Below are 12,523 nucleotides of genomic sequence, written 5' to 3'. Positions count from 1 at the left end.
GTAATTTTCGGCTTTGGACCGTGGAGAATCGCTGGAAATTTTTCCAGCGATTTTTTTTTGGCCTGAGTGGGCTTTTTTTTGCTCGGAAAACGGTTTGAAAGTTCCGAAAATGCTATTAGTATATGGAATTATGCAGTTTGGTGTAGATTGTATGCAATATATTGTTTTAAAGAATTTTTACTTCCTAAAATTCCTTCTCGGCATGCTTGTTTTCCATTCGTAAAATTACGTATCTTTGTCACGGGTGATTAAGCGACTTTTTTTGCTTCGGTTTTTAGATTTATTTGAAAAAATGAAGGTTGTCAAGACAATTATTTTTCCCAATCTTCATTTTACCTTAGATTAGTTCTTTACGCGAAAAAATTTAGTTTATTAACTTTTTTGTGCTAGTTACACGTTCTCGGCATGTAAATTGTCCCTAAACTCCTTTAAGTTTCGTACATTCAGAACCGATTAGCTGTTGTTTCTTTTTGACCTGCCCACTATGCGAGCCACGTATGTGCTATTTTGGATATTGATCAGCCTGGGAGGCTCCAGCGCGCTTTTGGCGCAGGATGCGCCTACGTCCACTTCTACGGCTTATCCTTTCCGCACGCAGGCGGTGGCGGATTCATCAGGAAATGTTTTTTTCGAAACTTATCCCGATGCCATCACGGGTCGCCTATATGTATCTCGGAAATATACCGCTTTACAGCTGGCTGGTCCCTTGCAGTCTGCGGGGCCACGATTAGAGCCTTTTTCGACCCTTAATCTGGGGGTGGGGGCTTCTTATAAGGGGTTTACACTCAACTTAGCGACGGGCATTGGTTTTATGAATCCAGAAAATGGGCGCGGAGAAACCCGTTTTTTAGACTTGCAAGCGCATGCCTATCCCAAGCAGTGGGTGTTTGACTTTTTCGGGCAGTTTTATACCGGTTTTCACGATCCAGCTGTGCGCCTTCCCGAGGGAAATCTCCTGCAGTTTCCTGATAGCCGTATCCGTAAGTTTGGCTTGAATGCGCAGCGCCTGCTACGGCCTGAGCGGATTTCTCTGCGTGCGGCCTTCTTGCAGACGGAGCGCCAGGTGCGTTCGGGAGGTAGTCCCTGATCGGGGTGGAGGGCTTCGGTGGGCGGATCAGCCGACTTCCGCTGGGCTTTAGCGCTCAGGAAGCGGAAGGCATGGATTTACTCGCGCTAAACTTTTTTTCTTTAGGCCCTAATGCTGCCTATGCCCACACCTTCGTTTGGCGTGGTTTTTTCCTTACGGGCATGCTGTCTGCTGCCTTGCCCCTAAGCTATTCGCAGCAGTTTTTTCATGAGCCGAACGCTCCGCGAGAGCATGTTTTTGGCGTTGGCATGCAGCTTTTTCTGCGTGGATTCGTCGGGTATGATGCCGGTCGCTGGTCTGTAAATGCGAATTATGTGCATAACAGAGTGGAATTACTAGCGGGCGACTTGCTGCCCATGACGCTAATGACGGGGAATTATCGGATTAATTTTATCTATCGTTTTGGTGTCAGTGAGCGGGTGTATCCCATCGCGGAGCTATTTAACCTGCGGCGTTACCTGTAGTTAACTGCTCGTTTTTAGCATTCGGGCTGGGTTTTATAGGTGGGGTTATTGTGCGAAGAGGAGGCCAGTCGGGTGCTTGGATGAGGGTTCATACATGCGATGCTGGGGCTGTTTTTGTCGCTTGGCTTTTGGGCCCGCGGCCCAAAAGGTAGTTAGAAATCCCGATCTGCCAGGCAAATTTCTGGCTATGTGCTTTGAAAGCTGCTGGGAGGGGCTTAGTTTTACTAACGGGCTACTGCCGGTGGGCCAGTTTAGCTGTATGTGACATGTATAACCCAATTAGCAATAGACTTTATGGATTCAAAAAATAAGATGCAGGCGGTATTAGAGCGCCTGGGCATTCAAGCTGAAAACTCGGGAACGTCCACGGGCAGTGAATGGGTCACAAGTACGGGAGACTATTTTTCTTCCATCTCTCCCGTGGATGGGGAGGCCATCGCAGCGGTGCAGGCCACGGACGCGGCGGCATATGCGCGTGTCATGGAGCGGGCTACTGCGGCCTTCAAGGAGTGGCGCACGGTACCGGCCCCGCAGCGCGGAGAAGTGGTGCGTCAGATCGGTGATGCGCTCCGTGCACATAAAGAGGATTTGGGTACGCTGGTCTCCTACGAGATGGGCAAGTCCTATCAGGAGGGCTTAGGAGAGGTGCAGGAGATGATTGATATCTGTGATTTTGCGGTAGGGCTTTCGCGGCAGCTGTATGGTTTGACCATGCATTCGGAGCGTCCAGCGCATCGCATGTATGAACAGTATCATCCTCTCGGCGTGGTGGGCATTATTTCCGCCTTTAATTTCCCCGTGGCCGTGTGGTCCTGGAACACGATGCTGGCTTGGGTCTGCGGAGATGTCTGTGTGTGGAAGCCTTCTGAAAAGGCACCGCTTTCGGCCTTAGCCTGTCAGCATATCGTCGCTCCGATTTTCGCGCGAAACGGTTATCCGGAGGGCATTAGCTGCTTGATCCAAGGGGATTACCGTGTCGGGGAGTGGCTCAGTCAAGATAAGCGTATTCCGCTGGTTTCTGCTACCGGTTCCACGCGCATGGGTAAAATCGTGGCAGCTACCGTGGCGGAGCGCTTGGGGCGCAGTCTGCTGGAGCTGGGCGGTAATAATGCGATCATCATCAGCCCAGAAGCGGATATGGAAATCGCCATTCGCGGCGCCCTTTTCGGGGCGGTGGGTACAGCTGGGCAGCGCTGCACGACCACACGCCGTCTCATCGTGCACAGCAGCGTCTATGAACAAGTAAAGGAGCGCTTGGTGGCTGCCTACGGCAAATTAAACATCGGGAACCCTTTAGATGAAAAGCATCATGTGGGTCCCCTCATCGATAAAGAGGCAGTGTCTGCTTACCTGAAGACGATCGACGCGGTGCAGCAGGAAGGAGGGCGCGTGCTTATTCCGGCGCGTGTCTTGGAAGGTCCCGGTTTTGAGAGTGGCTGCTATGTGCAGCCCACCATCGTGGAGGCTGAAAATCACTACCAGAAGGTACAGGAAGAGACCTTTGCGCCTATTTTATATTTGCTGCGCTACGAAACCCTGGAGGAGGCCATCGAGATGCAAAACGCCGTTCCGCAAGGTCTCAGCTCAGCGATTATGACGCTGAATATGCGCGAGGCGGAACAGTTTTTATCTGCGGCTGGATCTGACTGCGGCATCGCAAATGTGAACATCGGCACCTCAGGGGCGGAAATCGGCGGTGCTTTCGGGGGTGAAAAAGAAACAGGTGGAGGCCGTGAGTCCGGCTCGGATGCTTGGAAGGTATATATGCGCCGGCAGACGAATACGATCAACTATAGCACTGCGCTGCCTTTAGCACAGGGAATCAAGTTTGATATTTAAATCTGCTTTCAAACCCATAGCTGTGGCGGGGATGCAGTGGAGGTAAGGCGTCATGGTCTAAGTAGCTCGCTTATCACTTGATAAGCGATAGTACATAAAAAGGGCTCTCGGATTTTTTCGAGGGCCTTTTTTCACCTTTGCCCCTCGAAGCAAAAAAATAGGCACAAAAAAAAAGATGCAGCTAAAGCTACATCTCTTGTGGGATTTGAGGGATTCGAACCCCCGACCCTCTGCTTGTAAGGCAGATGCTCTGAACCAACTGAGCTAAAATCCCATTCTGTGTGTTGCTTGGCCATGTGCCTTGCGTTAATTGGTATGCAAAGGTAGGTTTAAAGCGTTAAAATGCAAACTACCCTGTGAAATATTTTGCGCTATTGAAAATAAGGCCTTGATAATGAGAAATAAAAAAGTGAGCAGGAGCCTGTGGGATGTCCAGCTGCTCCTGTTCACCGGCTTACAGGTCAAATAAATTTAAGGTAAGCCCCATTCGGAACCAGCGTCCGGGCATCTGGACGAAGCCCGCTTCGATGTAGTCGGTATTGGTGATGTTCGAGATTTCGGCGAAGCCGCCCCATTTGCGCAAGCGCCCGATGTCCATACGTGCATCGAGGAGGAAGTAGGGATCCAGTGCGAAACGTTCGATGTAGCGTGCCTTCACGTTTAACTCCACGAAGTTTTTATAGGAAGTTTGTACCCCGCCGATGACCTGATGGCGCAGGGAGGTTAGCGTATTGCGTGACTCCAGCTCAGGGCGCTGGTTGAGGTCTGCGTCGATGTAGTTATAGCTAAATGAGATTTCGTCGATGCGGAAGTTTCCGATGGCTTCACGGATACCATAGGCCAGTCCCAGTTCGATGCCGTTAAAGCGCACTTCACTGACGTTATCGGGTCTCCAGGCTGCGGTGCCTGTCCAGGGGCCACAGGGGCACGCGTGTAGTCGATCAAGTTACGGGTATCGCGAAAGAAGTAAACGGCTTCCGCGCGCAGGCGTTCTCCCACATATTTGTAGCCCACTTCGAAGTTATAGGCCTCCTCAGGCAAAAGGTCTGGGTTAGAGCTATTACTGGGATCCACGTAGTAGAGCTCCGTGAAGGAGGGGATGCGGAAACTTACCCCGTAGCTGCTATAAAAGCGGCCTCTTTCGCTGGCTTGGAAGCCGATTTCTGCACCTGGAAAGGCTCTCCACCCGAACTCATCGTAGAAATTCGCATAGACACCTGCACGCGCATCCCAGCGGTCAAGAAATTCGACTCGGTGCTCACCGAAGACCCCTAAAAAATAACGTTCGCGCTCTCCCAGGTTGGTGCTGTTCAGCTGCTCGCTACGCCCCTCTACTCCGAAGCCCGTGCTGCCGAGACTGCTGGTGTAGCGGCCATTTACCTCTAAGGCATAGACATCGCTGACGTGGAAGTTCGTGAAAAACTCCGGTTCTTCGCGTCGCAGGCGGAATTCATCGTCATTTCTTCTCCAGTAGGCGCGGGTTTGCAGGTAGAGGCCGCCGTCGCGATAGGTATGGCTTAGGGATGCCAAGTAGGTGGAAACGGCCTCCCACTGATCAGGGAAAGCATCTGTGTAGAAGCCATTGGCCCCGAAATCGCGCTCCGTATAGCCGAGCATGGTGCGCCATTCGTGCTTGCCGCCCGTGGTGATTCCCCCTTCATAGAAGAGATTGTTTACCACGAAGTCCGAGTTGTGCCAGTGACCATTACTGGCATCATGGCTGAAGCTGATGGTTTGTTTGTACTTGCCTACCGGCAAAGAGAGGACGGCATTTGCTCCCCGCATTCCGAAATCACCCCCAAAGAGCTGCGCCTGAATGCTTTTTTCTTCAGGCAGGCGCGTAATTATATTGACAGCTCCCGCAAAGGCGTTTTGGCCATAAATACTGCTTCCGGGGCCTTTTAAGACGTCCACTTGCTGGATAGCCATCAGGGGAACGGGGATGTTCATCATGTGGTGGCCTGTCTGTGGATCGGTGAGCTTGATGCCGTTTAAGAGCATGAGTGTCTGTTCGAAGGAGCCCCCGCGAATGCCGATATTAGCCTGAACCCCACTGACGCCCCGCTGTCGTACATCTACCCCAGGAGTGAAGGAGAGGACCTCCTGCAAGCTGCGGGCTGGAGTCGTTTCGATGGCCTTTCGGGTGATCACGGAGACGTTCCGAGAACTTTTATTGTAGGGGATTTCCAGTCGGTTTTCCTGAATGGTGACCTCGCCGAGCTGGACGATCACACTATCCTGCTCGTGGCGGGCCTGGAGGATTCCGGAAAATAAGAGGCAGCAAAGCCCCGTAAGTAAAGGTTTTTTCATGGAATTCTTTCAAAGATGTAGCCAAAATTAGGGGGTATTTAGTCTACATTCTAATAAAAAATTGTATTTAATTTCAGCGTAGTACAATTTTATTTTTTTATGGTATTTAAGTTTTTTTCTCTTTCTTGTTTCTGTATTTTAGCGCATTAACTTACAGTTCCAAATAAACACTATGATTCGACTAAAAAGTAAAATTTTTCTTTTACTCTTCGGCTGCTTGTTCGCTACGGTGGCACAGGCGCAGTTTGAGGTACGAGGAAATAAGGACGCTGCCTTCACGGAATTTGGCTACCGCCAAGGCACAGCCTACCGCACGGCTTCCGGTAAACCAGGGCCTATGTACTGGCAAAACGGGGCGGATTATGTGCTCGATGTGACCTTAGATGAGGAGGAGCACACTGTCTCGGGTAAGGTGACCATAACCTATACCAATAATAGTCCGGAGTCACTGGACTTCCTGTGGCTCTACCTCGAGCAAAACCGCTTTATGGAGGATTCTCGCGGTACGCTGATCACTCCGATTCAGGGAAATCGCTACAGCGGAGATGTAAATGGTGGAAATACCATCGAAAATGTGCGGGCACAGGTGCTCGGACGTAACAAGCCGGTTTCCAACAAGTATCTGATTTCGGATACGCGTATGCAGGTCTTTTTTGCAGAGCCGATTCCCGCGAATGGTGGCAAGGCTACCGTGAGCATGGACTTTTCCTTTAAAGTTCCTGAAAAAGGCATGGACCGAATGGGACGTGTAAAGCTGAAAGACGGTGTTATCTATGCCTTGGCGCAGTGGTATCCGAAGGTGGCGGTCTTCGATGATGTCCGTGGCTGGAATGTAGACCCTACTTAGGAGCGGGCGAGTTTTACCTGGGTTACGGAGATTTTGATTATAAAATCACAGTGCCTTATGACCATATCGTAGTCGCTTCTGGAGAGCTCCAAAACCCACGTCAGGTCCTAAGCAAGACCCTTTTAGATCGTATGGAGGAGGCCGCTAAGAGCGATGAGCGTGTTTACCTGATCAAACCCGAGGAAGTAGGCGATAATGCCCTGCTTCGTCCCAAGCAGGAAGGCACCCTCACCTGGCACTTTAAGATGGAGAATAGCCGAGATATCGCTTTTGCTTCATCGAAAGCCTTTATTTGGGATGCCGCGCGGATTAATTTGCCTAGCGGCAAAAAAGCCATGCTGCAGTCCGTCTATCCGAAAGAGTCGGATGGCTACGAGGCTTGGGGACGTTCTACTGAGTATGGGAAGGCTTCCGTGGAGCATTATTCTGAGATGTGGTACGAATACCCATACCCAGTGGCCGTGAATGTGGCGGCAAATGTAGGTGGAATGGAGTATCCGGGCCTGAGTTTCTGCAGCTACCGCTCTAAAGGCGAAAGCCTCTGGGGAGTTACTGACCATGAATTTGGGCACAACTGGTTTCCGATGATCGTCGGGACGGACGAGAGACGACATGCCTGGATGGATGAGGGTTTTAACACTTTTATCAACTATTATTCGTACTTGGCCTTTAATGATGGCGAGTACACGAATAACTTGATTCAGACACGACGTTATGCGAACTGGTTAACGAATGAAAACCGTGAACCTACAGCGACGCATCCCGATCGTACGCAGTCGAATAACTTAGGGATGGTGGCCTATATGAAACCTGCGATGGGCTTGATGATGCTTCGAGAGTACGTGATCGGGCATGAGCGCTTCGATAATGCTTTCCGTTCGTATATCAAGACCTGGGCCTACAAGCATCCGCAGCCTGCTGATTTCTTTAATCATTTCGAGCATGTAGTAGGCGAGAATTTAGACTACTTCTGGAAAGGGTGGTTTTACAGTAACGATAACATCGATCTCGCATCGATGGGGTGTATCCTTACATGAATAATTATGTGGTCGTATTCTCGAATAGAGGAGACCTGCCAATGCCGGTGAATTTCGAGGTGACTTATGAAGATGGTACGAAAGAAAGACGCTCGCTGCCGGTGGAGATTTGGTATCAAGGAAACACATGGAATCATTTACTGAAGACAGATAAAAAGGTAGTCGCAGTAGAAATCGATCCTGATAAAGTGATGGCAGATATTAATGTGGCGAATGACCGCTGGCCGAACGCTATCTACGAAGAGTAGTACCTGTGGGAAAAGAAACTGTGTTTAGTCAATAAGGTTTCCCTTACAAGTAAACCCCTTAGGGCTTCTTAGGAGCAGTATTTAGGCGATTTTCGCTTGAAATACTGCTCTTTTCTTTTGTGGGGCAATCGGCTGACAGTGAGGAATTTTGGTCGAAAATTAGTAGGGTAAAGAAATGGCATGTATCTTTGCGATACAATAAGCGGTTTTTAGCCCTTATGTACTGTCTATTCATAACAATATAAACGACCAAACTATGTTTACGAAATTAAAGTCATTATCCGCCCTGACACTTGCATTCGCTTTCTTCTTCGCCATCGGTTTCACCTCATGCGAAGAAAAAGAGGCAGAAGATGCAGAAGATCAAATGGAAGAAATGATGGAAGATGCTGAAGAGAGCATGGAAGAGCTGATGGAAGAGGGCGAAGAGGTCCTAGAAGAGGCTGAAGAAGGCATGGAAGACGAGGCAGCTTTATAATAGAGCTGGCGAAGGCATTCCCTTTCCTACTGACTACATGGTAGTATGAAAATTAAAAAGAGCGCTTGCTGTAGCGCTCTTTTTTTTGGTCCTAAGGGAGTGCTTGCATCAGGGACGTAGTGAATCATTTACTTCTATCCAGTAGCCATTTGGGTCCTGCAAGTAGATCTGCTGGATGCCGTCTGGACGTGTGGTGACGCTTTTTTTGGCCCCTGGCCAATCTTCGTATCCAATTTCCAACCTGTTTAAGTTATCTATAAAGCCCTGCAGGTCGCTGACAGCAAAGCAGAGGTGGTTGTTCTTATCGATGGTGGGGGAGGTCCAGGTGTCTTCTATCAAATGTAAAGAGAGCCCATGGCCGATTCCTAGCCATGCGTGTACTTCGTCACGGAAGGGGTCTTCCAGTCGCGGAAATCCAAAGACTTTTTGGTAAAAGCTTAAGCTTTCTGGTAGGTTTTCCACTAAAATGGCGATGTGGTCGATTTGGGCAGCAGCCCGAGGAGTTGTTGTGTTCATTTGCGTTTGAGCCTGGGTAAGGGAGGTAATAAGTAAGGCGAAAAGCAGCGGGATAAAGATTTTCATGACTCAAGAAACCAAAAATTAGACGTTTATGCAATGTTTTTTTTAGAACTATAAGAAGTACAAAACAAAAAAGCAGCTTGTTTACCAAGCTGCTTTTTTGAAATTAGGAGGACTTACTCACTTTTCGAGTCGAGGTCGCCGGGTTTACGAGCGGCCACCCTGTCGGCTTCTCCGAAGAGGTTCAGGGCTTGCTGGTACACTTCGTTTATATCGTTAATGACCTTGTAGAATGCATTTTCATCGTAGATATTCCGGCTCATGTGCGCTTTTAGCAGAATTTTCAGGTAGTCTTTTGAGCGGTTAAAATCCTTTTCGTCAAATTTCACCTTGTTGCGCTCACCTACTTTCACCACTTCTTCCAGCATCGCATCGGACACCTCGAACTTGGCATAATAGTCTTGGAAAGGCATGTCTTTGAATTTGCTCTTATTCTTTTCCAGATAATCCAAGATAAATTCTCGGGCTGAGTCAGAGTTGAATAAACGATTCACGTAAGCGCTGGCCATGGTGGTATCGAAAGGCACGAAGAAATCCGGCATGATCCCGCCACCGCCGTAAACGATGCGGCCGGAGCGTGTTTCGTATTTGAGGCTATCGTTAAACTTGATGCTGTCCGCGCTGAAAAATTCTCCATGCTCGTAGCGATCGAGCCAGTCCATGCTATAGTCTTTATCCTCCCCGTAAGGCTTCTGAATAGAGCGCCCGGAAGGGGTATAATAGCGTGCGATGGTCAGGCGAAGTTCTGCTCCATCGGAAAGGTCTATCGGCATCTGCACGAGTCCTTTCCCGAAGGATCTTCTGCCCACGATAAGCCCTCTATCATTATCTTGAATGGCACCCGCCACGATTTCTGAGGCGGAAGCAGAGCCTTCATTGATAAGAACGATGACGCTACCATCTTCGAAAAGCCCTGGTTTTACTGCGTAGGCTTTTTGGTTAAAGCGAGTAGTTTTTCCTTTTTGAGACACGATGACCACATTATCGCTTAGAATCTCATCTGCGATGTTAATGGCGGCTCCCATATAGCCTCCGGGATTTCCCTGCAGGTCTAAGATGAGCTTTTGCATGCCTTGTTCCTTCAGCATCTTTACGGCTTCCTTAAATTCATCGTAGGTGGTGGCAGCAAACGCGTTACCTTAATATAGCCCACCTCGTCGTCCACCATATACTTGGCATTGATGCTGTACTGAGGAATTTTATCCCTTTTGATCGTAAAGGGCATGAGGTCTGCCTGATTTTTACGTTTGATTTCGATTTGTACTTCACTGCCGCGTGGTCCGCGCAAAAGGTCGAAAACATCCCGATTCGTGATGCCTGTTCCAGCCACAGTTTTATCGTCCACCTTGATGATTTGGTCACCAGACTGGATGCCTAACTTTTCAGAGGGCCCCCCTGTAAGTGGCGCCACTACATAAATGGTATCGCGTAAAATGCCAAATTCCACGCCGATGCCATCGAACTCCCCATCCAGCTGTGATTTCGCCAAACTAGCATCACGTGCAGGGATATAGTTGGAGTGCGGGTCGAGCTTTTCGAGCATCTTTTCGATACCATACTCGACCAGCTCGTTTGTATTCACACTGTCTACATAATCTCTATTGATGTAGGTGATGATTTCTTGTAACTTATAAATGGCCGCTCTCAGGTCATTTTTCTCTGATTTTTCAGGCTCATGGAAGGTAGCGCCTATCCAAATGCCCGCAGCTATCCCCAATCCGATGAAGAGCGGAAGCCGAATGATATGGTTGCTATTTTTACTAGTACTCACGCTTGAACTTTTTTAGAAAATCATGTAGAACAAATATAACACTTAACAGGTGGAATTGCTATTTCGTTTTGATAAACGTAAAAAAATCAATTTAGATGAGTTTCCCTGTCTTCGGTGGCTAAATATTTTTAAATTTGTACCATGATGCGACCCCACCCTACCACCACGATCCGCGAGCTTGTGAGCGAAGAGCGCCTGATGGCGGCCGTGCTGCATCACTTTGGTATAGACTTTTTTCGCTACGAGGAGCATACTTTTCAGCAGGTATGCCATTCTTTTCGCCTTATCACCTGAGCAGCTGACGCATACCTTAGAGCAGTGGGCGCAGGATCGCCGGGAGCCTGCCTTCGAGGAGCTTTATCTGCATCCGATAGAAGTTTTGGTAGAATACCTGACGGCGCGGCATCGGCAATTTGTCCGGCAGGACCTTCCTTTCCTCAGCCAGATGATCGAAGGAATAGCCGATGCGGGGAAATACCAATCTATTTTACTCGATTTAAGTACGCTGTTTCCGCTTTTTGTAGATGATTTCGTACATCACTTAAAGGAGGAAGAAGAAGGTATATTTCTGAAGATCAGCTACCTGAGTCTGCTGGAAAAAGGCAGCTGCCACTCCATCGTGCGCTGCAGGTGTGGGCGAAGTGTAGGGTGAGCACCCATTTAGATGTGCATGATCAGCATGACGATGAGATGCAGGGGATTCGTGCCCTTACCCGGGGCTATGCACTGGATGCGGAAGTGCCCTTTGCGGTACGCGTCCTTTATGAAGAGCTACAGGCCTTCGAGCGCAAGCTTCAGGTGCATGCGAAAATAGAAGACGAGCTTCTTTTCCCGAAGGCGGCGGCTTTAGAAAAGGAAGTGGAGCGTATTTTAACGCTTAAAATTAAGGCAAACTGATATGGGAAGGCTGCTGGCTATAGACCTGGGAACTAAACGCACGGGGCTGGCTGTTACAGACCCGTTAAAACTCATCGCTAACCCTCTGGAGATGGTCCCGACGCATCAGTTGCTGGTGTATCTCGAGCAGTATGTGGCTCGTGAGCCGGTGGAGGCCTTTATTTTGGGCCTGCCCCGTAACCTTCAGGGCGAGGCAAATGAGATGACGCCTCGGGTGCTGCAGCTGAAGGGGACTTTAGAAAAAAAGTTCCCAGTGATTCCGGTGAAGCTGGTGGACGAGCGGTTTACCTCTAAGATGGCCATGCAGTCCATGCTGGCGATGGGGTCTAAGAAGCGAGACCGGAAGGAAAAGACTGGTAATCTCGATAAGATCAGTGCAACTATTATTTTACAAAGCTATTTAGCGTCTATATGATATATCCAATCGTCGCCTACGGCAATCCGATTTTAAAGCGAGAGGCAGAGGAAATCCCTGAGGGGGAGGACATTCAGGCCCTTATCGCAGACATGTATAAAACGATGGATCATGCCCATGGTGTGGGACTGGCGGCTCCGCAGATTAATAAGGGGATCCGACTTTTTGTGATCGACAGCACGCTGATGCTGGATGAGGGCGATGAGGAGAAAGGCATTCGCCGGGCGTTTATTAACCCGATTTTGCTGGATGAGTACGGAGATGCCTTCGGCTTCGAGGAAGGCTGTCTGAGCATTCCCGAGGTGCGCGCTGAGATTATCCGCCCGGAAAAGTTGACGCTGGAGTACTACGATGAAAACTGGAACTTGGTGGAGGAGGAATTTTCAGGCATGACGGCGCGGGTGATACAGCATGAGTATGATCACTTAGAGGGCATCCTTTTCGTGGATTACTTAAAGGGCTTGAAAAAGCGCATGATCCAGAGCCGCCTGATCGAGGTGAGTAAGGGCAAGGTGCCGACCGATTACCGCATGGTGTACCCGACGCGCTAA

Annotated in this window: 11 protein-coding genes, 1 tRNA gene and 2 pseudogenes; 10 read left to right on the top strand and 4 right to left on the bottom strand. The window is 49.3% G+C overall.

Annotation, left to right across the window (positions count from 1 at the left end; all coding sequences use genetic code 11):
- The first annotated feature begins 484 nt into the window (after nucleotides 1-484).
- From A3SI_RS21560 to amaB, 3 genes are all read left to right on the top strand, one after another.
- The gene (locus A3SI_RS21560; protein WP_050977427.1) at nucleotides 485-1,087 is read left to right on the top strand and encodes a DUF4421 family protein; all 603 of its coding nucleotides are present in this window, start codon (nucleotides 485-487) and stop codon (nucleotides 1,085-1,087) included.
- A 5-nt stretch (nucleotides 1,088-1,092) separates the two neighbouring features.
- Nucleotides 1,093-1,551 (top strand): DUF4421 family protein, encoded by a 459-nt coding sequence (locus A3SI_RS21555; RefSeq protein WP_009054854.1) that lies wholly within the window; start codon nucleotides 1,093-1,095, stop codon nucleotides 1,549-1,551.
- 294 nt (nucleotides 1,552-1,845) lie between these two features.
- On the top strand, nucleotides 1,846-3,390 hold the full coding sequence (gene amaB / locus A3SI_RS07585) for an L-piperidine-6-carboxylate dehydrogenase (protein WP_009054852.1): 1,545 nt from the start codon (nucleotides 1,846-1,848) through the stop codon (nucleotides 3,388-3,390).
- 199 nt (nucleotides 3,391-3,589) lie between these two features.
- Here the strand turns inward: amaB and A3SI_RS07580 are convergent.
- Nucleotides 3,590-3,664 (bottom strand) — tRNA-Val (locus A3SI_RS07580).
- Nucleotides 3,665-4,113: 449 nt separating this feature from the next.
- Nucleotides 4,114-5,700, bottom strand: coding sequence for a TonB-dependent receptor plug domain-containing protein (locus tag A3SI_RS07575; protein WP_394330363.1), 1,587 nt, complete (start codon nucleotides 5,698-5,700; stop codon nucleotides 4,114-4,116).
- Between the two features lie 172 nt (nucleotides 5,701-5,872).
- Here A3SI_RS07575 and A3SI_RS07570 point away from each other — a divergent pair.
- Nucleotides 5,873-7,832, top strand: a pseudogene (locus tag A3SI_RS07570) (M1 family metallopeptidase).
- A gap of 256 nt (nucleotides 7,833-8,088) precedes the next feature.
- Nucleotides 8,089-8,310: a hypothetical protein gene (locus A3SI_RS07565; RefSeq protein WP_009054850.1), complete on the top strand. Its 222-nt coding sequence runs from the start codon at nucleotides 8,089-8,091 to the stop codon at nucleotides 8,308-8,310.
- Nucleotides 8,311-8,418: 108 nt separating this feature from the next.
- Here the strand turns inward: A3SI_RS07565 and A3SI_RS07560 are convergent, their stop codons facing one another.
- Nucleotides 8,419-8,826 (bottom strand): VOC family protein, encoded by a 408-nt coding sequence (locus A3SI_RS07560; RefSeq protein WP_156810217.1) that lies wholly within the window; start codon nucleotides 8,824-8,826, stop codon nucleotides 8,419-8,421.
- 179 nt (nucleotides 8,827-9,005) lie between these two features.
- Nucleotides 9,006-10,660, bottom strand: a pseudogene (locus tag A3SI_RS07555) (S41 family peptidase).
- A 141-nt stretch (nucleotides 10,661-10,801) separates the two neighbouring features.
- Here A3SI_RS07555 and A3SI_RS20465 point away from each other — a divergent pair.
- The 5 genes from A3SI_RS20465 (at nucleotide 10,802) to def (ending at nucleotide 12,523) form a co-directional block, all read left to right on the top strand.
- A complete protein-coding gene (locus A3SI_RS20465; RefSeq protein ID WP_009054846.1) occupies nucleotides 10,802-10,954 on the top strand; it encodes a hypothetical protein in 153 nt (50 codons plus the stop codon).
- 85 nt (nucleotides 10,955-11,039) lie between these two features.
- Nucleotides 11,040-11,312, top strand: a complete 273-nt coding sequence (locus tag A3SI_RS20460; protein WP_238531654.1) for a hypothetical protein — start codon at nucleotides 11,040-11,042, stop codon at nucleotides 11,310-11,312.
- Entirely contained in the window at nucleotides 11,309-11,557 is a 249-nt protein-coding gene (locus A3SI_RS20455; RefSeq protein WP_238531653.1) for a hemerythrin domain-containing protein, read from the top strand. Before A3SI_RS20460 ends, A3SI_RS20455 begins: the two co-directional genes overlap by 4 nt.
- A gap of 1 nt (nucleotide 11,558) precedes the next feature.
- Nucleotides 11,559-11,972, top strand: a complete 414-nt coding sequence (gene ruvX, locus A3SI_RS07545) for a Holliday junction resolvase RuvX (RefSeq protein WP_009054844.1) — start codon at nucleotides 11,559-11,561, stop codon at nucleotides 11,970-11,972.
- Nucleotides 11,969-12,523: a peptide deformylase gene (gene def / locus A3SI_RS07540; protein ID WP_009054842.1), complete on the top strand. Its 555-nt coding sequence runs from the start codon at nucleotides 11,969-11,971 to the stop codon at nucleotides 12,521-12,523. Before ruvX ends, def begins: the two co-directional genes overlap by 4 nt.

It is taken from the genome of Nitritalea halalkaliphila LW7, assembly GCF_000265075.1.
GTDB classification, from domain to species: Bacteria; Bacteroidota; Bacteroidia; order Cytophagales; family Cyclobacteriaceae; genus Nitritalea; species Nitritalea halalkaliphila.
The sequence above is the reverse complement of the archived record's forward strand: the minus strand, read 5'-3'. Positions and strand labels throughout refer to the sequence as shown.

Coding starts and splice junctions, on each gene's coding strand:
- A3SI_RS21560 (WP_050977427.1), top strand. CDS start 485: ATGCGAGCCACGTATGTGCTATTTTGGATATTGATCAGCCTGGGAGGC.
- amaB (WP_009054852.1), top strand. CDS start 1,846: ATGGATTCAAAAAATAAGATGCAGGCGGTATTAGAGCGCCTGGGCATT.
- A3SI_RS07575 (WP_394330363.1), bottom strand. CDS start 5,700: ATGAAAAAACCTTTACTTACGGGGCTTTGCTGCCTCTTATTTTCCGGA.
- A3SI_RS07565 (WP_009054850.1), top strand. CDS start 8,089: ATGTTTACGAAATTAAAGTCATTATCCGCCCTGACACTTGCATTCGCT.
- A3SI_RS07560 (WP_156810217.1), bottom strand. CDS start 8,826: ATGAACACAACAACTCCTCGGGCTGCTGCCCAAATCGACCACATCGCC.
- A3SI_RS20465 (WP_009054846.1), top strand. CDS start 10,802: ATGATGCGACCCCACCCTACCACCACGATCCGCGAGCTTGTGAGCGAA.
- ruvX (WP_009054844.1), top strand. CDS start 11,559: ATGGGAAGGCTGCTGGCTATAGACCTGGGAACTAAACGCACGGGGCTG.
- def (WP_009054842.1), top strand. CDS start 11,969: ATGATATATCCAATCGTCGCCTACGGCAATCCGATTTTAAAGCGAGAG.